General features: G+C 60.2%; 11 protein-coding genes and 1 pseudogene. 5 read left to right on the top strand and 7 right to left on the bottom strand.

Features of this window, described 5'->3' with window-relative positions:
- Positions 1 to 3,153 (top strand): CusA/CzcA family heavy metal efflux RND transporter, encoded by a 3,153-nt coding sequence (locus ACFL9S_RS11705; protein WP_405262073.1) that lies wholly within the window; start codon positions 1 to 3, stop codon positions 3,151 to 3,153.
- 133 nt (positions 3,154 to 3,286) lie between these two features.
- Here ACFL9S_RS11705 and entS read toward each other — a convergent pair whose 3' ends face one another.
- Positions 3,287 to 4,564, bottom strand: a complete 1,278-nt coding sequence (gene entS / locus ACFL9S_RS11710) for an enterobactin transporter EntS (RefSeq protein ID WP_405262074.1) — start codon at positions 4,562 to 4,564, stop codon at positions 3,287 to 3,289.
- Positions 4,557 to 4,700: a hypothetical protein gene (locus ACFL9S_RS11715; protein WP_405262075.1), complete on the bottom strand. Its 144-nt coding sequence runs from the start codon at positions 4,698 to 4,700 to the stop codon at positions 4,557 to 4,559. Before ACFL9S_RS11715 ends, entS begins: the two co-directional genes overlap by 8 nt.
- A 32-nt stretch (positions 4,701 to 4,732) precedes the next feature.
- Between ACFL9S_RS11715 and fepD the strand changes: the two genes are divergently transcribed.
- Genes fepD through ACFL9S_RS11730 form a run of 3 tightly spaced genes read left to right on the top strand, consistent with a single transcriptional unit; the run spans position 4,733 to position 7,612 of the window.
- Positions 4,733 to 5,758: a Fe(3+)-siderophore ABC transporter permease gene (fepD, locus tag ACFL9S_RS11720; protein WP_405262076.1), complete on the top strand. Its 1,026-nt coding sequence runs from the start codon at positions 4,733 to 4,735 to the stop codon at positions 5,756 to 5,758.
- Between the two features lie 10 nt (positions 5,759 to 5,768).
- The gene (fepG, locus tag ACFL9S_RS11725) at positions 5,769 to 6,803 is read left to right on the top strand and encodes an iron-enterobactin ABC transporter permease (protein WP_405262078.1); all 1,035 of its coding nucleotides are present in this window, start codon (positions 5,769 to 5,771) and stop codon (positions 6,801 to 6,803) included.
- A gap of 2 nt (positions 6,804 to 6,805) precedes the next feature.
- Positions 6,806 to 7,612, top strand: coding sequence for an ABC transporter ATP-binding protein (locus ACFL9S_RS11730; RefSeq protein ID WP_405262079.1), 807 nt, complete (start codon positions 6,806 to 6,808; stop codon positions 7,610 to 7,612).
- 74 nt (positions 7,613 to 7,686) lie between these two features.
- On the opposite strand, the gene nadS is transcribed toward ACFL9S_RS11730, so the two are convergent.
- From nadS to fes, 5 genes and pseudogenes are all read right to left on the bottom strand, one after another.
- Positions 7,687 to 7,983 (bottom strand): NadS family protein, encoded by a 297-nt coding sequence (gene nadS, locus ACFL9S_RS11735; RefSeq protein WP_405262099.1) that lies wholly within the window; start codon positions 7,981 to 7,983, stop codon positions 7,687 to 7,689.
- A gap of 9 nt (positions 7,984 to 7,992) precedes the next feature.
- Positions 7,993 to 8,307 (bottom strand): annotated as a pseudogene (locus tag ACFL9S_RS11740) (type II toxin-antitoxin system RelE/ParE family toxin); the annotation flags it as partial.
- 167 nt (positions 8,308 to 8,474) lie between these two features.
- Positions 8,475 to 17,015, bottom strand: a complete 8,541-nt coding sequence (locus tag ACFL9S_RS11745; RefSeq protein ID WP_405262081.1) for an amino acid adenylation domain-containing protein — start codon at positions 17,013 to 17,015, stop codon at positions 8,475 to 8,477.
- A gap of 175 nt (positions 17,016 to 17,190) precedes the next feature.
- Positions 17,191 to 17,403 (bottom strand): MbtH family protein, encoded by a 213-nt coding sequence (locus ACFL9S_RS11750; protein ID WP_405262082.1) that lies wholly within the window; start codon positions 17,401 to 17,403, stop codon positions 17,191 to 17,193.
- A 2-nt stretch (positions 17,404 to 17,405) separates the two neighbouring features.
- On the bottom strand, positions 17,406 to 18,761 hold the full coding sequence (gene fes / locus ACFL9S_RS11755) for an enterochelin esterase (RefSeq protein ID WP_405262100.1): 1,356 nt from the start codon (positions 18,759 to 18,761) through the stop codon (positions 17,406 to 17,408).
- A gap of 301 nt (positions 18,762 to 19,062) precedes the next feature.
- Between fes and ACFL9S_RS11760 the strand changes: the two genes are divergently transcribed.
- Entirely contained in the window at positions 19,063 to 21,252 is a 2,190-nt protein-coding gene (locus ACFL9S_RS11760) for a TonB-dependent siderophore receptor (RefSeq protein WP_405262083.1), read from the top strand.
- Positions 21,253 to 21,591: the final 339 nt, after the last annotated feature.

Here is a 21,591-nt window from a genome sequence, read left to right on the forward strand (position 1 = left end):
ATGATTGCATGGATTATCCGGCGCTCGGTCGCCAACCGTTTCCTGGTGGTGATCGGCGCGCTGTTTATCAGCGTCTGGGGTGCCTGGACTATTATCAATACCCCGGTTGATGCCCTGCCGGATCTCTCTGATGTGCAGGTGATTATTAAAACCAGCTATCCGGGGCAGGCACCGGAAATTGTGGAGAATCAGGTCACCTGGCCGCTGACCACCACCATGCTTTCGGTGCCCGGAGCAAAAACGGTGCGCGGTTTTTCCCAGTTTGGCGACTCTTACGTGTATGTGATTTTTGCCGATGGCACCGACCTTTACTGGGCGCGCTCCCGGGTGCTGGAGTACCTCAATCAGGCGCAGGGCAAACTGCCCGCGGGTGCCAGCGCGGCGATAGGCCCTGATGCCACCGGCGTGGGCTGGATCTTTGAATATGCGCTGGTGGATCGCAGCGGGCAGCAGGATCTGGCGGCACTGCGTTCGTTACAGGACTGGTTCCTGAAATATGAGCTGAAAACTATCCCCAATGTTGCGGAAGTGGCCTCCATCGGCGGCGTGGTCAAACAGTATCAGGTCCAGGTGGACCCACGGAAGCTGGCCCAGTACGGCGTGACGCTGGCGCAGGTGAAGCAGGCGCTCAGCGACGCGAATCAGGAGGCGGGCGGTTCATCGGTGGAAATCGCCGAAGCCGAGTATATGGTGCGTGCGCGTGGATATCTGGCGAACCTCGACGACTTTAACCACATCGCGATCGCTGCCGGGGTGAACAATGTGCCGATCCTGCTGAGCGATGTGGCGCGGGTGCAGATCGGGCCGGAGATGCGGCGTGGGATCGCCGAGCTGAACGGCGAAGGTGAGGTGGCAGGCGGCGTGGTGATCCTGCGTTCAGGCAAGAATGCGCGTGAGGTGATCTCCGCCGTCAAAGAGAAGCTGGCAAGGCTGAAGAGCAGCCTGCCGCCGGGCGTAGAAGTGGTAACCACCTACGACCGCAGCCAGCTGATCGACCGCGCCATTGATAACCTCAGCGTGAAACTGCTGGAGGAGTTTCTGGTGGTTGCCGTGGTCTGTGCGCTGTTCCTCGGGCATCTGCGCTCGGCGCTGGTGGCGATTATTTCGCTGCCGCTCGGGCTGTGTCTGGCGTTTATCGTGATGCATTTCCAGGGGCTGAGCGCCAATATCATGTCGCTGGGCGGGATTGCCATTGCCGTCGGGGCGATGGTGGATGCGGCCATCGTAATGATTGAAAACGCCCACAAGCGGCTGGAAGCCTGGCAGCAGCAGCACCCCGGCCAGCCACTGACGGCTGAGACGCGCTGGAACGTGATTACCGATGCCTCGGTAGAGGTCGGTCCGGTGCTGTTTCTCTGCCTGCTGATGATCACGCTGTCGTTTATCCCGGTCTTTACCCTCGAAGGGCAGGAAGGGCGGCTGTTTGCGCCGCTGGCCTTTACCAAAACTTGGGCGATGGCGGCATCGGCGTTACTGGCGATTGTGCTGATCCCGGTGCTGATGGGCTACTGGATCCGCGGGCATATTCCCGCAGAGAACCGCAACCCGCTTAACCGTGCGCTGATCGCCCTCTATCGTCCGCTGCTGCTTTGGGTGCTGCGCTGGCCGAAGCTCACGCTGCTGGTGGCGGCGCTGTCGATGGTCAGCGTGATCTGGCCCCTCAGCCGGGTCGGGGGTGAATTTCTTCCGGCGATCAACGAAGGGGATTTACTCTATATGCCGTCGACCCTGCCGGGCGTGTCGCCCGCTGAGGCGGCCGCGCTGCTGCAAAAAACGGATAAGCTGATCAAAGCGGTGCCGGAAGTGGCATCGGTGTTTGGCAAAGCCGGAAAAGCAGAAACCGCGACCGATCCCGCCCCGCTGGAGATGGTGGAAACCACCATCCGGCTGAAACCTCGTGACCAGTGGCGACCGGGGATCACCCTGGACGATATCATTCAGCAGCTCGATGAAACGGTGCGTCTGCCGGGGCTGGCAAACCTCTGGGTGTCGCCGATCCGTAACCGCATTGATATGCTCTCCACCGGCATCAAAAGCCCCATCGGCATTAAAGTTTCCGGTACGCGGCTGGCGGATATCGATCGCACCGCACAGCAGATTGCTGAGGTGGCGAAGGGCGTGCCGGGAGTGGTTTCAGCGCTGGCAGAGCGGCTGGAAGGGGGGCGCTATATTGATGTGGCTATCCAGCGGGAAAAAGCCGCCCGCTACGGCATGAGCATCGCCGACGTCCAGCTGTTTGTTTCATCGGCGATTGGGGGGGCGATGGTGGGCGAAACCGTCGAGGGCGTGGCGCGCTACCCCATCAATCTTCGCTACCCGCAGAGCTATCGCGATGGCCCCGCCGCACTGCGTCAGCTACCGATACTGACGCCGCTGAAACAGCAAATCACCCTGGGGGATGTGGCGGAGGTGCGCGTGATGTCCGGTCCGGGGATGCTGAAAACGGAAAATGCCCGGCCATCGGCCTGGGTTTATATTGACAGTCGCGGGCGCGATATGGTCTCCGTGGTGCGGGATCTGAAAGCGGCAATCGGTGACAGTGTAACGCTGAACGCGGGCACCAGCGTGGCATTTTCCGGGCAGTTCGAACTGCTGGAGCACGCCAGTAAGACGCTGACACTGATGGTGCCGGTGACGCTGATGATTATCTTTGTGCTGCTGTATCTGGCGTTCCGGCGGGTGGATGAGGCGCTGCTGATCCTGATGAGCCTGCCGTTTGCGCTAATGGGCGGCATCTGGTTTCTTTACTGGCAGGGTTATCATCTGTCGGTGGCAACGGGCACCGGGTTTATCGCGCTGGCGGGCGTGGCGGCCGAGTTTGGCGTGGTGATGCTGATGTATTTACGCCATGCGGTGGAGGCCGACCCGGCGTTGTCCCGGCCGCAGACCTTTAGCGCGGAAGGGTTGGATCGTGCGCTGTATCAGGGGGCGGTACTGCGTGTGCGCCCGAAAGCGATGACGGTGGCGGTGATCATCGCCGGGCTATTGCCGATCCTGTGGGGCAGCGGAACCGGGTCGGAAGTGATGAGCCGCATTGCGGCCCCGATGATTGGCGGTATGATCACGGCGCCGCTACTGTCGATGTTGATTATTCCGGCCGCCTGTAAATTACTCTGGCTAAGGCGGCATGATAGTGCTCGCGGTGGGCGTTAAAAAACCGATGCCATTGCGATCTCCCGTAGGGGGCGATCATCTTTTCCGGTCGCCCCGTAACGCCGGGTCGGCACCGGCTCAACATCACGGGCAGACCGGAAAAAAGGGTCTGCCCTTACGGGTTCTGAAATGATTACGAATTTGTCACCGGGTCCGGCTCTTCAGCCGGATCGTCTGCCGCCTCTGGCGGTGACATCGTCGCCCGGCGCAACGTGCCTACCAGGCTTGCCAGCACCAGCGCCACGCCAGCTGCCGCCGCGCCAAACGACAGCACGCTGATCACCGGCGTAAACAGCTTGCCCAGCACCCCTAATCCCAGCGCGCCGACGGAATCCCCGGTCACATCCTGCGCGGTGCCCAGGCTGTTCACGCGGCCCAGCAAGTGGTCAGGCGTATGGTGCTGAATCAGCATATATTGCAGCAGCGAAGCGATGGCATTGCAGTAGCCATACACCACCAGCGCCAGCAGCGCCGGGATAAAGTGGCTGTACAGCCCCAGCGAAGCAATTGCCAGAAACGCGCAGGTGGCGCTGATCAACACCAGTACGCCAGGGCGGGCGTAACCCGGCACCCAGCCGCTGGTAAAGGCGCCGATCATGGCACCCAGCGGGACGGCGGAATACATCAGACCAATGGCTGAAGCATCAGCGTGATAGCTGACAGCCAGCGCCGGGAACAGAATACGTACCGCGCCGACAATGCTTACCAGCATCCCCAGCAGCACCACGGAACCGACCACTTTCTGCTGGCAGACAAACTGAACGCCGCTGGCCAGGGCGCGCAGTGGATGCTCCGGCTCCTGCTGTTCCGGCTTCATCGACGGCAGACGCACCAGCGGGATTAACGTTGCCAGCGTGCCGACAGCCGCCACGGCAAAGGCCCAGCCCACGCCGCCCGCGACAATAATCACCCCGCCAATCGCCGGGGAGAGGATCGCCCCGAGACGCACGGTCACCATGCTCAGCGCACCGGCTGCGCCCAGGTTCTCGCGGCCGACCAGCAGCGGGATCACCGCCATTAATGCCGTCATCCCCAACGCGCCAAAGAAACCGTCCCAGGCGGCCAGCAGGTACAGTGCCCACAAAGAAGGTTCCGGGAGAAACGCATTCAGGCTGAGGGCCGCGAAACCAATACCGCAGGTGCCACGGGCAAACAGAATCAACTTACGACGATCGAAACGGTCTGCCAGGATGCCGCCCAGCATCAGCCCGATAAACATCCCGATACCGTCCAGCATCACTGCCACACCCACCTGCAGCGTGGAGCCTGTCATGGCCTGGATCTGAATCGGTACGCCAACGGCCAGCATCCCGAGCGAGAACACGGAGAGCATACGGGCGCAAAAGATGGCACGAAAATGGGCATTGTTTTTCAGCAAACTGAAATCAAGCAGAATGGAGGACTTAGCCATGAGTTTCCACGTAGTTGATGGAGCCGGTGCCTGGCGGCCGGAAGGTGTCCGGCGCGGCGCGATGGATGCCGATGTTTTTCTGGCGGGGCGCATGGTAACATATTTGCTCAGTAACGTTAATGATAATAATACTCATATTCATTTGCATGTGAAGAGGATCTGTCAGGGATGTCATTGCAGCAAGCTTCCCCCCGCACGGCCCCGTTGTCGCAAGGTCTTTCGCGCAGCGCGGGTGTCATCATCTGTCTGATATTACTGGCCGTTGTCAGCCTGGCGAGCCTGATGCTGGGGGCCAAATCTATCGCGCCTGCCCTGGTGTGGCAGAGCCTGACCGGCCAGCTGACCAACGCCGACAGCATCATTATTCTCAATGCCCGTCTGCCGCGTACCCTGGCCGGGATCCTCGTGGGTCTGGCGCTGGGCGGCGCCGGGGCGGTGATCCAGGCCCTGACGCGCAACCCGCTGGCAGACCCCGGCATTCTTGGCGTCAACGCCGGGGCCAGCTTTGCGATGGCGGTGGGTATTACCGTCTTTGGCGTTAGCGGCATGGCGGGCTGGCTCGGTTTTGCCTGGGGCGGGGCGCTGATTGCCAGCATTGCGGTGTGGGCGATTGGCTCACTCAGCGGCGGGCGCGTCAATCCGGTACGGCTGACGCTGGCCGGGGTGGCCCTGAGTGCGGTGCTGGGCGGGTTGACCTCGTCGCTGTCGCTGCTTAATCCGCAGACCTTTGACCAGTTGCGCTTCTGGCAGGCGGGAACCCTGGATATCCGTTCCTCCGCGAATCTGATGCTGGTGGCCCCGGCAATTGCCGTCGGCGTGGTGCTGGCACTCGCGGCCTCACGTTCACTGAACAGCCTCAGTATGGGTGAAGACATTGCTGCGGCACTCGGCACCCGGGTGGTGCTGGTGCGCCTGCTGGCGCTGCTGTCGGTGATGCTGCTGTGCGGATCGGCGACAGCGCTGGTGGGGCCGATTGGGTTTGTCGGGTTGATGGTGCCCCATGTGGCCCGCTGGTGGGTGGGCGCGGACCAGCGCTGGATCCTGATTTACTCGTTTCTGATGGCCCCGGTGTTGCTGCTGACCGCCGATATTGCCGGGCGCTTTATGGCACAGGGCGAGCTGCGGGTGTCGATTGTGACCGCATTAATTGGTGCGCCGGTCTTAATCTGGTTAGTCCGTAGCCGCAAACATTAAGGAGAGCAGGATGCACAGCAAAAGCTTACTGATCGGCCGTGCAGACGGCTGGTTCAATCTGCGCCTGGCGTCCCGGGTGCTGTGGGTGAACCTGACGCTGATAGCACTGGCTGTGCTGCTGGCGCTGTTTGCGCTGTGCTACGGCGCGCTGAGTATCAGTCCAGGCCAGGTGTGGCAGGCGTTGCAGGGGGAAGGGCCGCGCGGGTTTGTGACCGTTGTCGCCCAGTGGCGCGCGCCGCGTACGGTGATGGCGCTGGTGCTGGGTGCAGGCCTTGGCGTCAGCGGAGCGATATTCCAGTCGGCGATCCGCAACCCGCTCGGCAGCCCGGATGTGGTGGGCTTTAATACCGGGGCGTTCACCGGGGCGCTGGTGATGATTATCGGCTTTGGCGGCAGCGACTATCAGATTGCCGCCGGTGCGCTGGTGGGCGGTATTGGCTCGGCGGCGCTGGTGTATCTGCTGGCGTGGCGCCAGGGCATTGTCGGCTTCCGGCTGATTATCGTCGGGATTGGCGTGGGTGCGGTGCTGTCGGCGCTCAACACCTGGCTGATTGTCAGCGCCTCGCTGGAGAGTGCGATGAGTGCGGCGCTGTGGGGCGCCGGATCGCTGAACGGCATCACCTGGGCGAAAGGGCAGCCTGCGCTGCTGCTGGTGCCGCTGACTATTGCGGTGTCGCTGCTGCTCAGCCGCCGGTTGCAGCTGATGGAAATGGGTGATGACAGCGCGCGTGCGCTGGGGGTGAATGCCGAGTCCAGCCGTCTGTGGCTGATGCTGTGCGGCATTATTCTCACGGCCATTGCCACCGCCAGCGCCGGGCCGATTGCCTTTATTGCGCTGGCCGCGCCGCAGATTGCGCGCCGTCTGACCGGGGCCAACGCAGTGCCGCTGTTTTCCGCCGCCACTACCGGGGCGCTGCTGCTGCTGACGGCCGATGTGATCGCGCAGCATGCATTTAACGGGATACAACTGCCGGTGGGCGCTGTGACAGTCAGCATCGGCGGTGTTTATCTCATCTGGTTACTGATCAGGGAGTCACGACGTTAATCATGGATACCTCTTTATCCCCCCGTTTGCAGGCCGCTGGCGTGACGCTGGCTTACGACCAGAAAGTGATCGCCAGTGCGCTGAGCGTGCAGATCCCCGACCGTCAGTTTACGGTGATTATTGGCCCTAACGCCTGCGGGAAGTCGACGCTGTTGCGCGCCCTGTGCCGTCTGCTGAAACCGCGCAGCGGCCAGGTGCTGCTCGACGGTCATGATATTCATCAGATGGGCACCAAAGCGCTGGCTCGCCAGCTGGGCCTGTTGCCACAGCATGCGATTGTCCCCGAGGGGATCAGCGTGGCCGATCTGGTGGCGCGGGGTCGCTATCCGCATCAGAGCTTGCTTAAGCAGTGGAGCGAAGCCGATCGCGAGGCGGTGGCGGTGGCCATGCAGGCCACCAACGTCAGTGAGCTGGCACAACGCAGCGTGGATGAACTGTCCGGCGGCCAGCGCCAGCGCGTGTGGGTGGCGATGGTGCTGGCGCAGCAGACGCCGCTGCTGTTGCTGGATGAGCCGACCACCTGGCTGGATATCGCCCACCAGATTGAGCTGCTTGATCTGTTCCGTCAGTTAAATCAGGAGCACGGGCATACGCTGGTGGCGGTGCTGCACGATCTGAATCAGGCCTGCCGCTATGCCGACCATTTAATTGTGATGAAGGAAGGGCAGATTATCGCCGAGGGGAAACCGGCTGAGATTGTGAATGCGCAGCTGGTTCAGCTGGTGTTTGGTATGAGTAGCGTGGTGATTGACGATCCGGTGTCGCATACGCCGATGATCGTGCCGTGCGGACGTTATCATCAGCCCTAAAAAAGGCCGACCGTAAAAAGCCCGTGCACTCAATCGCACGGGCTTTTTGATATGGGTATTGCGTTTATGACGGGCTAATTTTTACAGGAAAGTGCGGGTATAACATGCTGCGGATCGCGTTCAATGGCGCGTAGCAGTGCTTTTGCCGGGCCTGTGGGTTCCCGCCTGCCTTGTTCCCAGTTTTTTAATGTGTCGACGCTGACTGAAATGAGTTTGGCAAATCCACTTTGAGATAACCCTGAAGCGGTTCTGATGGCTTTGACCTGAACGGCGATGACATTGGTTTCACGTGAAGGCTCGCGAGAACCTTCCACGATCTCATTCATTTGCGTCATACTTTCTTTCAGACGCTCAAATAATTTTTTATCCATTACCACCCCCTCGTTTAATACACGTAGTTGCCGTTTTTCATCCTTGCTCAAATCATCCTGGATCCCTCTTTTGTATATCAGCAATAGCCTGATATGCGATGCAGTGATTTTATAGAAATAAATAACCCTCACGCCACCGCGTTTTCCTTTACCTCTTGCTGACCATCTGATTTTCCGCAGTCCTCCCGTATCCGGGATGACATCACCCCAATCCGGGTTGTTGGCCAGAAACTGTTGAAACTCACGATATTCATCATCGGTGAGTAATTCCTTTACATCCTCGGTGAAAATCTCAGTTTCAATAAAAGCATAACTATACGTCAATGGCTTATGATTTTTGGATGCTACGTCAGCATTCACTGTAAGTCAATGGCGTATACTTGAGGTTGCGACTACAGAGTACGGCAGGGACGGCTGTTGGGTCATCCAATAAAAAAAGGTCGACCGGAAAAAACGGTCGACCTCTGCGGTGCATGTGTAACTGGTGTCTTTTACGCCAGGTCCTGGCACTCCTCCATCAGCCCGGCCAGCAATGGCCCCAGCGTCACCAGCGTTTCCGGTGAAAGGATATCCATATGCTCGCAGGCCAGTTCGTGGATCTGCAGTTGCTGAAGGTAAGGCGCCCAACTGCCTTCCACATCCATTCCTTCGGGCAGGGTGTTTTTCGCCACAAACAGTGTGGCCTGCCCTTCAAAGCGTGTCGTGGTGGCGGTACTCAGGCGCTGAACGGCATCGGCATAGTTCGCCACGATGGTGTTGAACATCGCCGCTTTCTCTTCCAGCAGTAGCGCGTCGTCATCGGTGGAAGCCATAAACTCGGCCTCCTCACGCGCCACTTCCTCGCGCGCATCCTCTTCTGACGGTCGGGTCCAGTCCTGGCCTTCTGGCGGATAGGTATCCAGCAGCCCAAGGAAGTTCACCTGCTCTCCCTGCTGTTGCAGACGTGCCGCAATGCCGTGGGCGAGGGTGCCGCCCAGCGAGTAGCCCAGTAAGTGATACGGACCTTGCGGCTGAATATTGCGCAGGGTGGCAAGGTGGCACTCGCACATCTCATCCACACTTTCACAGCGGGCAATCACGCCGTTCGGACGCGGTGACTGTAAGCCAACAATCGGGAAGTTGCCCCCGAGATGGCGCATCATGCCGGAATACTGCCAGGCAAAGCCGGAAGCCGGGTGGATACAGAACAGGACTGGTCCGGTACCGCTGCGGAACGGCAGACTTTCGCCATTGGCGCGGTTGTCGGCGTTCACCCCACGCGCACTGTCATCCAGCAGGCGCGCCATGTTCTCCACGCTGCGTGCGGCCATGATCTGCCCGATAGAGAGCGGCTGCGGCAGACGACGACGCAGTTCGGCGGCCAGGCGCATCGCCAGCAGCGAGTGCCCACCCAGCGCGAAGAAGTCATCATCGGCATACACCGTGTCTCGCGCCAGCAGGCGGGAGAACAAGGTCACCAGCAGCTGCTCGTGGATGCTGTGTGGTGCGCGGCCAGCAGACTGCGGTGCCTGCGGCAAGGGCAGGGACTTGCGGTCCAGCTTGCCGTTGGCGCTGAGCGGGAAGTGATCCGTCAGCACATAGCTGACCGGCAGCATATGCGCCGGTAGGCGCTGTGCCAGCTGCTGATGCACTACAGCGGTATCCAGCGTGACACCCGATTCGGCAATCAGCCAGGCCACCAGCTGACGCGCATCGGCACCCACCGATGCCACACCGCCCAGTTCTCGGGCGGCCACCACGGTTTGTGCCACGCCAGCCACGGTTAACAGCGCCTGTTCAATTTCGCCCAGCTCGATGCGCTGACCACGAATTTTCAGCTGATCGTCACTGCGGCCCAGGTACTCCACGGCACCGTTTTCCAGCCAGCGGGCAATATCGCCAGTGCGGTACATGCGTTCACCGTCGGCAAACGGATCGGCGACAAAGCGCTGCGACGTCAGGTCGGCACGGTACAGATAGCCGTCTGCCAGCTGCACGCCGCACAGGTAGAGATCGCCTGCCACGCCAAGCGGAACCGGGCGCAGCAGCCCGTCGAGGATGCGCAGCTCCGTGTTCCACACCGGGTAACCAATCGGCACGCCCGCGCCGCTGCACTGCTGTAAGCTTTCACCGCTGGCCGGATGATAAGTGACATCCACTGCCGCTTCGGTCGGGCCGTACAGGTTGTGCAGCGGGGCGGCGATCAACGCCTCATAGCTGGCGGCCAGATCGCAGGAGAGGGCTTCGCCACTACAGAAAACGCGTTGCAGGCTGTGGCAGCCTTTGTCGCTGCCGTCACGGCTTTCCAGCGCGGTGACCCACGCGGCGAGCATCGACGGCACGAAGTGCATCGTCGTCACCGCATAGTCTTCAATCAGCTGCACCAGCGCTTCCGGGTCGCGATGGGCGTCCGGCGGTGCCATCAGTAGCTGAGAACCAACCATCAGCGGCCAGAAGAATTCCCACACGGAGACGTCAAAACTGCACGGTGTTTTCTGCAGCACCACGTCATTGGCATCCATCGGGTACTCGTCCTGCATCCACCACAGACGGTTAACAATCGCCTGCTGGCCGACCACCACGCCTTTCGGACGCCCGGTGGAGCCGGAGGTGTACAGAACATAGGCGGGGCGCTTAGGATCAGCGGCAGGCAGCACATGCACAGGCTGGTGCTGTTCGTCTTCCAGCCGATCAAACGCCAGAATCGGCCCCATCAGTGCAAAGCGCGCGGCTAAGCTGCTTTCGCTGATAATCAGGCGTGGGCGCGAGTCCTCCACCATCAGCGCCAGACGATCGTCCGGGTAACCGGTATCCAGCGGCAGCCAGGCGGCCCCGGCCTGAAGAATGGCGGTCAGTGCCAGGCTCAGGCGCACCGAACGCGGCAGGGCAACGGCAACGATATCACCCGGTTGCACCCCGGCCTCAATCAGACGGTCGGCCAGCAGGCGGGCCTGCTGCTGCATCTGGCGATAGGTCAGGCGGTGATCGCTGTCCAGCAGCGCCAGTGCATCCGGCGTGCGGTTTACCTGCTGCTCAATCGCCCCTTGCAGCGTGCCTGCGGCCACCGGGTAAGCGGTGTTATTGATGCTGGCAATCAGCGCCTGTTCGTCAGGGGTTTGCAGCTGCCAGCGCGCCAGCGGCAGGTCGGGCTGGGCCACCAGCTGGGCTATCAGCATCAGCAGGCGGTCGGCAAAACGCTGCGGATGCGGCACCGCATCGCGGTACTCCATCAGCAGATGCAGACGTTCACCCGGCAGCACCAGCAGGGTCAGCGGGTAGTGGGTGTAACCCCGGTTGCCGATATGGTGGCAGCGCAGGCCATTGTGGCCCTGCAACAGGTCGGTGTTATCCGGGTAGTTTTCCACCACCAGCAGGGTATCAAACAGCGTACCGCTGCCCGCCAGCTGCTGGATCTCACCCAGACCAAGATCGTCATGTTCGATCAGCTGGATCTGCCGGGCCTGGTGATCGGCCAGCTGATCGAGCAGCGGACGCTGGCTGTCGAAACGCACGCGCACCGGCAGGGTGTTACTGAACAGGCCAACGTGCTGCTCCTGGCCGTCAATCTGGCCGAAGCGACCGGAAACCGGTGAGCCAAACACCACGTCCTGATGGCCGCTTTCAATCGCCAGCTGCATGCCCCAGATGCCCTGCATCACGCTGTTCAGCGTCAGACCACGGCTGCGGCACAGCTGGAGCAGACCGCGTTCCAGTTCAGGATCCAGTACCAGATCCAGGTCGTGTACCGGTCCGTGATGGGCATCGTTACCAAACAGCAGCGTCGGACGCACATCCTGCAACACCTGCTGCCACAGCTGGCGCGAGGCGCTGGCATCACGCGAGGTTAACTGACGCACGATATCCGTGTAGCTGAAGCGATGCGGCGTCAGCGCCTGCGGGCCGTGATACAGCGCGGTAAACAGGTCGCCGAGGATCACCGGCGTTGACCAGCCATCCACCACCAGGTGATGGGCATTCAGCATCAGCGTAAAGCGGTCGCTGCCAGCATGTTGCACCAGCAGCGCATGCAGCATCACCGGCTGGCTGAACAGATCCCGTGCCAGCTCGCCTTTCTCCAGCGCCAGCAGCGCATCGGCTTCTTCAGCGGCTGCCAGTGCAGGCAGAAGATGGCGATCCAGCGTCCAGAGCGATGAGTCCTGCGGCAGTACCGGGATCAGCTGCAACGGCTGTAGCGCCTGCTCGCTGTCAAAACGTGCCGCCAGCTGCGGATGATGACGCACCACCGCATCCAGTGCCGCACGCAGGCGATCTTCATCCAGCGTACCGCTGAAGGTCAGGCGCGTCAGGGAGTTATAGCTGCCGCTGTTGTCGGCGGTGGCCGCGTGGAACAGCAGCCCTTTTTGTAATGGCAGCAGCGGCAGCACGGCGGCCAGCGGGCCGTGACGCTCACCCAGCTGCACCACATCCTGCTGGCTGACGCCGTCAATCGCCACGTCGGCGGCGACTAAGGTATCCGCCGCGTCCTGCGGATGACGACGGGCGAAATCACTCAACGCCTCGCAGGCCCCGGCCAGCGCCAGGTGCAGGGCATCAATGTCCTCTTCGCTGAACACCCCGTTCAGCCAGCCCCAGTTAATCGCCAGCTGCGGCAGTGCCCCGGTTTCATCGACAAAGATATTGATTTCCAGAGCGTGCAGCTGCGGCATATCCGGGGACTGATGTACCGCAAAGGCATCGCGGAAATGTTTACGCGTGCGCTGTGGCGTCCACAGACCATCTCCTGCCGTGAAGCGCCCGAGGTAGTTAAACAGCACTTCCGGCGCATGCTGCTGTGCCAGCGGCTGTAGCCGGGTGGAACGGACGGCATCGAGATAGCGCAGCTGACCGTAGCCCACGCCGCGATCCGGCACGGCACGCAGCACGCTTTTCACCGCACGCAGCGCATCGCGCAGGCTGCCGGTATCACCGTCATCCAGCGTGACCAGCAGCGGATATTCGGCGGTCAGCCAGCCAACGGTGCGGGCCAGATCGTGGTCGCCTGCCAGTTCGGCGCGGCCATGCGATTCCAGGGTGTAACGCAGCTGGCTGACCTTAAAGCGGTCGATGATTGCCAGTGACAGCGCACACAGCAGCGTCTCTTCCACGCTGGCGCGATACTGTTGTGGCAATGCGGTCAGCAGCGCCTGGGTTTGCGCACCGTCGAGCAGCGTGCGCTTCTCTTTCAGCTCGCTGTGGGTGTCCTGCGCGTGCAGCGCCCGCTGGCCGAGCAGCGGCACCGGATGCTGCAACATGCTCTGCCAGAAAGGCAGCTCAGCGGCACGGCGGGAGACGTTGCTTAACAGCGCTGCGGACCAGTCATGCAGTGAAGTCTCTTCCGGCGGCAGGGTCAGCGAGGTGCCGCTGATAGCGGCTTCCGCTGCCTGGCGCAGTTCATCCAGCAGCACACGCCAGGAGACACCGTCCACCACCAGGTGATGGATCGCCAGCACCAGGCCAAAGGTGCGGTCATTCTGCTGGAGCAGCGTGGCCTGCATCATCACGCCGTTTTCCGGGTCGAGGCGGGTGACGGCGGCGTCGAAGGCATCTTCTGCACAGGCTTCCGGGGCATCATGCAGAGGCAGCGTGCTGACCCAGCGGGTAAACCCGGCAGGACGGGCTTCACCCACCACCAGCTGCCCGTCACGGGTAAAGGCCGCCAGCGCCGGGTGCGCACGGCTCAGGGTGGTCAGCGCCTGCTCAAGATGCGTGCGCTGCAATGCCTCAGGCACGCGCAGGAATACGCCGTGGGCAAAGCGCTGGTTAATGCCACCGTGTTCGTTGAACCATTGCAGGATCGGCAGGCCGCCGATCGCTCCGTGCTGTGCCACGTTATTGACGGCGGTGTGGGTGGACAGCAGCGGCATGTTTTGCGCCATGCGTGCCGGGGTGCGCTGGGCGAAGATATCGCGTGGACGCAGCAGATATCCCGCACGACGGGCGGCCGTGCCCAGCCCCATTGCGGAAATACTGTCCCCGCCCAGGGCGAAGAAGTCATCGTCAGCGCCAACGCGTTCCATCCCCAGCAGATCGGCCACCGCCTGGCAGATCAGGGTTTCCTCTGCGCCCTGCGGCTCGCGGCCAGGTTTAAACGCCATCTGCTGCGGCTCAGGCAGGGCCTGGCGGTCAATTTTGCCGTTGACGTTCAGCGGCAGTTCGTCCATGACCACAAGGATGGCGGGCACCATATAGTCGGGCAGGGTGACCGCCAGTTTCGCCAGCAGTTTTGCCGACAGCCGATCGTCGGCACGCAGCGCATCGTCATACACTGAGCAGTAGCCGATCAGGCGGTTAGTGGCACCGATAGGCTGAGCAATCACCACCGCCGTGCTGACTTCATCCAGCGCCACCAGTGCATTTTCCACTTCACCCAGCTCTATGCGGAAACCACGCACTTTGATCTGGTGGTCAACGCGGCCGATAAAGGCCAGCTGGCCGTCACTGCGCCAGCGCATCAGATCGCCGCTGCGGTACATCACTTCACCCTCAAGGAACGGATTCGCCACAAAGCGGGCGGCGGTGAGGTCCGGACGGCGCAGGTAGCCACGGGCAATCCCGGTGCCGGAAATGTACAGCTCGCCGACGCAGCCAACCGGCACCGGACGCAGCTTGCTGTCCAGCAGCCACACCTGGGTGTTCCCGACCGGGCGGCCGATCACCGGCTGGTCAGAGACCATCACGCTGGCGCCCAGGGTATCGATGGTGTACTCGGACGGGCCGTAGTAGTTATGGATCTCCAGCTCCGGGTGCTGCTGCATCAGTTTCCACAGCGTGGGCGTTGCCGCTTCACCGCCGATCATCACAAACGCCGGACGGTGGCTTTCCGGCTCAAACAGCCCGGCATCAATCATCTGCGAGAAGAAGGATGGGGTGATATCCAGCAGGTCAACCGGCACCTGTTTCATCTTCTGCAACAGCGCCCAGGCATCGCGCCTAAGCTCTTCGTCGAAAATATTCAGCTCGCAGCCCATCATCATGCAGAACAGCGGTTCCCATGAGGAGTCGAACGAGAAGGAGGCGGTGTGGCCGGTACGCATACGGCGCGGCTGGTTGCGATGGAAACGCTCAATCGCCGGGCCGAACAGGTTGGCCTGATGGGAGAGGAACAGGTTGAGCAGCCCGGCATGCGTGCTCATCACGCCTTTCGGCCGTCCGGTGGAGCCGGAGGTGTAGATCATATACGCCAGGTGCTCGCCACGCTGGGCAACGCGGCGCTCGCTGTCGCTCACCGGGGTGGCAGCGTGCGCATCACAGGCGGCCCGCACGGCAGCATCATCAATACAGAGGGTTTCGCCGTCCGGCATCTGGTCAACGGTGCTGCTGTGCGTCAGCAGCAGCTGCGGCTGCGCGTCATCACACATCAGCGCCAGACGTTCACGCGGGTAGTCGAGATCCAGCGGCATGTAGGCGGCACCGCTGGCCAGCACGCCGAAGATCGCCACCAGCGAGTCAACGGAGCGCGGAATACCAATGGCGACCACGTCTTCGGCCCCCAGACCGCGCGCGATCAGCTCTCGGGCCAGCTGCATCGCACGGGCAGAAAGCTGGCCGTAGGTGAGGCTGATATCGCCGCAGGCCACGGCGACCGCATCCGGCTGCGCGTCAACCTGACGCTGTAACATCGCCAGAATCGACACCACGCCTTCTGGCGGCGTGACGCTGATCCCGTGGGACCAGCTGGCGATCTGCTGCTGCTCATCGTCGGCAATCAGCGCGAGGCTGGATAAGGTACGCTGTGGCTGCTGCGCCAGCTGGGCGGCCAGGAACGCGATGCGTTCACCGTGCCAGGCCAGCGTCTGCGCGTCATATTTTTCTGCGTTGGCCACCAGCGTTACCTGCAACTGGCCGAGCTGGAAGCCGATTTCAAACTCCAGATCGTCAACCGGACCCATCGCCAGGGTGTGGCTGATGGCATCAATGCCGTCAAAAGTCAGGCTGTCATGATAGACCTTCAGGTTGATCACCGGGCCATACAGCGACTGGCTGCTGCCGACCAGGCCGAGATCACGGCGCAGTTGCTCTGCTTCGTAGCGCTGGTGGCGGCGAACCTGTTTAATTTCGCTCTGCAAGGCCTGGCTGATATCGGCCAGCGTCATGCTGTCGTCAATATCCAGCAACAGCGGCAGCACGTTGACCACCGGGCCGGTGGCGGCCAGCGCGGCTGAACCCATGCGGCGCATAAACGGGAAACCAATGCTCAGGCGGGATTCACCGCTGATGCGTGCCAGATACGCGACCAGCAGGGCGCTGGCAATTTCTGCCGGGGCGCTCTCCTGCAAGCCGGGCTGCTGGGCCAGTGCCGCCAGCAGTGCCGGAGGCAGGGTAACCTGCTGTTTTAACGGTGCGCCATTGGTGCCAGCGGTAAAGGTTTCGCTGGAGAGCGAAATCGCCGTCGGGAAGTGCTCGCCATGCTGCTGCCAGAACAGCGCGGCGCGTTCACAGGCGGGCGAATGCTGCCAGGCCTGATACTCAGCGACCACCTCGCCAAAGGAGATAAAGGGCGATGCCGCAGGCGTTTCACCCGCACGCAGCGCCTGGTAGATCGCGGCCACGCGGCGTGTCAGGGCTTCAAAGCTGAATCCGTCGAGCATCAGATGGTGATAGCGCTGATACCAGAACCAGCGATCGTCACTGACGCGGATCATCAGCTGGCGGTAGAGCGGACGTTCACCGTCTGCGCGCAGGTCGGCGGCCAGGTCGGCCTGCATCAGGTCGTGCGCAGCCTGCACCGCATCGCAGCGTGGGCTGAAATCAACCCATTCAACAGGCTGCACCTGTTCTGGGGTACGCGCATGCGGCAGGCGCTGTACGGCGCTACCGTCATCCGTGAGGCCAAAGGTAGCCTGAACGGTATCGGCTTCGGACATCGCCTGGCGGATGGCGGCATCCAGCATCGGGCGATCAATATCGCCATGCAGTTCACTGTAGTGGGCAACGGCGAAGGTGTTTCCTGCGCTGGCGATCTGATCGGCGATCCAGATCCCCGGCTGCGCAGCAACCAGCGGATATTCGGTAAATTCGGCCTGTATTCCAGGCGTGATCTGAGCTTCTGACACGGTGGCAATTCCTGTCGGTAAGAGGTAAATACAGCACGCAGGGTCAACCCGCCTGGCAATTTTCTTGTAGGGGTCGACCCTCTGTTCCGGTCGACCCGGGCTGACCGGAAGGGATGGTCAGCCCCTACGCGATGACATAGCACCTGGGGCGGTGGTATGGGCAAATGCCGCGTGGCTAACCCGCCGTTTTCAACGCGGCGGGGCGCATGTCGTGCCAGTTTTCTTCGATGTAACGGATGCATTCAGCGCGGGTGTTCGGGCCGCTCACGGTCTGCCAGCCAGCAGGGACGTCGGAAAAAGCGGGCCACAGGCTGTATTGCTGGCGTGCATTGAGCAGCACCAGGAAGTCGAGGCTTTCATCGTCGAAGGGGTTTTGTTGTTCGGTCATTGTCATTTCCTGTTCTTGCCAGAATATGGAGGAGTCATAAAATCGGCCAGCAGCCAGCGTAAGCCGTCCAGCAGCCCGCCGCGCCAGCACAGGGCATCATGCCCGCCGGAGAAAATACGAAAATTGATGTCATGCCCGCCAGGGATCAGCGCCTGACGGATCTGCTGATTGACCCAGGCCATATCGCCTTCGCGATCACCTGCTTCGAGGAAGATCGTTAAGCGGCAGGCAGGCAGCTCCCCGTTGATCACCTGTCCGGTCAGCCAGCCCATCTCCTGATCTCCGGCTTCGGAAAAGTGGGTGACCAGGCGGAAGTTCGGCCACCAGAAGGAGCCGGACTGGCTGAGGATGCGACCAAAGCGCTCAGGCCAGTGCAGCCCGGCATACATCGCCGCCAGGCCACCGTAGCTCTGCCCGGCGACCACGGTGCGGTCGGCCTCTTCACTGAATTCAACGCGACTGCGCGCCAGCGGCAGCAATTCCTGCTGCACCGCCTGCCAGAATTCGGCATGACAGGGCAGCTCTTTTTCACGCCAGTCGCCGTTAATCACATCAATCAACAGCCAGCAGGCGGCGGGCAGATGACCGCTGTCGGTTTCGGCATGCAGCGCGGAGTAGATCGGCTGCCCACCAGCCCAGTTTTGCCCGTCCAGTAAAATGACCAGCGGTCGCTGCTGCGGGGTCGGCGTGCTGCCGGTGGTATAAAGCCAGATGCGGCGCTGGTTCCCCAGCAGGGCGCTGTCCCAGGTGAACGGTTGCAGCTGATGGCTGGTGGGCTGAATCGGGCGCCCGCTGTCCAGTGCGTGCCAGGCCGACTGGTCCGGGGCGGCGGGCATATGCGCGGCCGACAGCGCGTGTCCACGGCTGTTGAGGTGCGCACAGCTGCGATTTAACGGGTCGGCAATCGCCAGCGGAAACAGGGAGATCCACCATTCACGCTGCTGCTTGCGGCGAGTGTCGTCATCGGTGCTGAAAGTAGGCGGGAGCTGGTCCGCGTTCACCGGGATCAGGCTGTAACTGCCGCGCCAGTGTTCATCAATCTCCGTTGACCAGTGCCAGACATCAGTACCCGGCAGTCGTTGCAGGCTTTGAGGCTGAGGACTGTGGTGGTCAGTCACACAGTTAATGTCCACATAAACCTGATGAATCGCTGAGCGGGTTTCATCCCCCGCCGGGTCACGCCAGAAATAGTTCATCCTGACTGTCCCTTTCGCCACCTCTTCCACCAGTGGGGTGCCGTTCTGCGCAATCTGCTGCCACCAGTCCTCTTTACCCACGTTATCGGCGGCCAGCAGCTGCGCTGCACGACCCGCAGGCTGACGAAGCGGCCATAATCTTTGCCGTGTTGTCACGATAATTTTCCTTGATTTACATTTAATTACTCAAGTGGAGGAACTTTAGACTCCCTTACAGTAAAATACGCTAATACAAATACTATTGAGAATAGTTTGCATTTGCAATAAGATGCGTCGCAACTTTCTTAAGAGCCTGTAAGTTATGCGTAAATAAGGGTTTTCTTAATAAGGTCAGAAGAATCGACGAAAGTAGTGGCAAACGTGATTCTTAAACTTCACCGCGGCCAATCAGTTCTCCTTAACCATTGGCGGGTTTTAACGGGTTTTTTTTATCAGCAAATCTGTTCAGAGGGGATACCAGCACATGTTTAACAAGATTAAAAAACAGGCAATACCAGGTATTGCAGTACGTTCTGACCAACACACGATGCGTTTAATACTGGCTTCAGCACTGCTAATAGCACCCGCTGCCCAGGCGGCCACCGCAGCAGAAAATACGCTGACGGTCACCGCAGAGACCCAGGAAAGCGTCACGGCGCCAACCAAAGGGATCGTCGCGAAAGAGAGCGCGTCCGGGACCAAGACCGCCACACCGCTGCGTAAAACCCCGCAATCAATTTCCGTGGTGACGCGCGAGCAGATGGACGATCAGGACGCGCGTTCAGTGGCAGATGCGCTGAGCTATTCCAGCGGCGTGGTGGCAACCTACCGCGGTAACTCTAACCGTAATGATGAAGTGATTAGCCGTGGCTTCCGTTACGCACCAAAACTGCTGGATGGATTGCATTTCGGTCTCTCTTCTGAGAATGGCGGGGCGGGGCAGCTCGATCCCTGGCTGTTAGAACGAGTGGAAATTGTACATGGCCCGGCATCGGTACTTTACGGCCAGGTCAGCCCTGGTGGGCTGGTTCTGATGACGAGCAAGCGCCCGACAGCAGAAAGTCTTCATGAAGTACAACTCAGCACCGGTAATCGTCACTATGGTGAAGCTGCCGTAGACTTCGGCGGCAAGCTGAATGATGACAACACCCTGTTCTACCGCCTGAACGGCATTGCCAGCACCCAGAACGAGTTTGTGAAAGACAGCAAACAACAGCGTATGGCGATTGCGCCAGCCATCACCTGGCTGCCCAATGAAGACACCAGCTTCACCCTGTTAACCAGCTACCAGAATGACCCAAAAGCGGGTTCGCGTAACTTCTTGCCACGCGCAGGCACGCTCTATCCTACCGCCGCGGGCTATGTTCCTTATGATCTGAACGTCAGCGACTCTGACTTTACTAAGTCGAAGCGTGAACAGACCTCCATCGGTTACAGCCTGGAGCACAGCTTCAACGATGCGGTGTCGTTTACCCAGAACCTGCGTTACAGCCACCGCAATGAAGACTATAAATATCTGGTCTATAACGTGGATGACGGCAACCGTACTCTGACGCGTTTGGCGCAGCATGAAACGGCGATGACTAACGAATTCAACGTCGATAATCAGTTGAAAGGGATTTTCGATACCGGTGAAGTGAAACATACGCTTCTTGGCGGTTTTGATTACCGCTATTCGCATATTGATAGCAAAATGTATCGCGACTATGGCAGCAGTTATCCGATGGACTGGAGCCATCCGAGCCGTGTAGAGGTTGATGAAAGCCTGTTGGAGTTGGCCACCCATACCAAGAAATCCCTGAACCAGTACGGTGTTTATGTCCAGGATCAATTGGAGTGGAATAACTGGAACCTGCTGCTGTCAGGGCGTAATGACTGGTCGCAGGTGAGTAACAAGGACCTCACCACCGGGGGGGAAAACATCACTTATAATGACAGTGCGTTCACCGGGCGTGCCGGGCTGTTGTATGCATTCGATAACGGTATTTCACCGTATGTGAGCTATAGCACCTCGTTTGAACCGGTGCTGGAGCAGGCGGCGGCGGGTGCCGATCCGCTGAAACCAACGACAGGTGAGCAGACTGAAGTCGGGGTGAAATTCCAGCCGGTTGGCGTTAATGCGATGTTGACGGTCTCCTGGTTTGACATTAACCAGAAGAACGTGAGCACGTATAACCGTCTGACCAGTGCGTACGAGCAGATTGGTAAGGTTAATTCTCAGGGTATTGAGACAGAGCTTCATGTGCAGCCAACGCCGGAAATTAAGCTGACCACCGCTTATACCTACACCGATGTGGTGACCAAGAGCTCGACAGATGCCGATAAAGTTGGCCACAGCCCAAATGCTATCCCGCGTAATGCTGCTTCAGCCTGGGGGAGTTACAGCTTCCTCGATGGTGTGCTGAATGGCCTGACGGTGGGGACTGGCGTCCGTTATGTGGGCAAAGCACCGGGTGATGATATCGGCCAATACTATGTGCCGCATTACACCCTGTACGACGCGATGGTGAAATATGAACTGGGGCAGGCTGTTCCTGCGTTGAAAGGGACTACCGTACAGTTAAACGCGCAGAACCTGACGGATAAGCACTATGTGTCGTCTTGTGCGGGTCAGTGGGCCTGTTTCTACGGCGCAGGCCGGACCTTGGTTGCTTCGGTTAATTATCGCTGGTAATCCGTTTTAGCACGGCCATTATCATCCTTTAGCCATCCCAGACGGGGTGGCTATTTTTTTGTCTTATTGCTCCCGCCATTCCACTTCCCCCCTTTTTCTGACGCCAGTCTGTTTAGCCAAACTGTCATAAACCACACCATTTTTTTTCTTTATTTTACATGTTGTTACTTTTCGGTGTTCGTACCATTTATTTGTGTGGTAAGAAATGTTAATCCAAATGTTATTGAGAGTGATTCACATTTGCATTAGTATGCGTCGGGACTTCACTGGGATAAGTCGTAACTATACATTTAGTAAGGTTTTTTCTTCTCCAGTAGAGGGTGAGTTCGGGCGTTGATG

It is taken from the genome of Erwinia sp. AnSW2-5, from assembly GCF_045107195.1.
Taxonomy (GTDB): domain Bacteria; phylum Pseudomonadota; class Gammaproteobacteria; order Enterobacterales; family Enterobacteriaceae; genus Erwinia.

Coding starts and splice junctions, on each gene's coding strand:
- ACFL9S_RS11705 (WP_405262073.1), top strand. CDS start 1: ATGATTGCATGGATTATCCGGCGCTCGGTCGCCAACCGTTTCCTGGTG.
- entS (WP_405262074.1), bottom strand. CDS start 4,564: ATGGCTAAGTCCTCCATTCTGCTTGATTTCAGTTTGCTGAAAAACAAT.
- ACFL9S_RS11715 (WP_405262075.1), bottom strand. CDS start 4,700: ATGAGTATTATTATCATTAACGTTACTGAGCAAATATGTTACCATGCG.
- fepD (WP_405262076.1), top strand. CDS start 4,733: ATGTCATTGCAGCAAGCTTCCCCCCGCACGGCCCCGTTGTCGCAAGGT.
- fepG (WP_405262078.1), top strand. CDS start 5,769: ATGCACAGCAAAAGCTTACTGATCGGCCGTGCAGACGGCTGGTTCAAT.
- ACFL9S_RS11730 (WP_405262079.1), top strand. CDS start 6,806: ATGGATACCTCTTTATCCCCCCGTTTGCAGGCCGCTGGCGTGACGCTG.
- nadS (WP_405262099.1), bottom strand. CDS start 7,983: ATGGATAAAAAATTATTTGAGCGTCTGAAAGAAAGTATGACGCAAATG.
- ACFL9S_RS11750 (WP_405262082.1), bottom strand. CDS start 17,403: ATGACCGAACAACAAAACCCCTTCGACGATGAAAGCCTCGACTTCCTG.
- ACFL9S_RS11760 (WP_405262083.1), top strand. CDS start 19,063: ATGTTTAACAAGATTAAAAAACAGGCAATACCAGGTATTGCAGTACGT.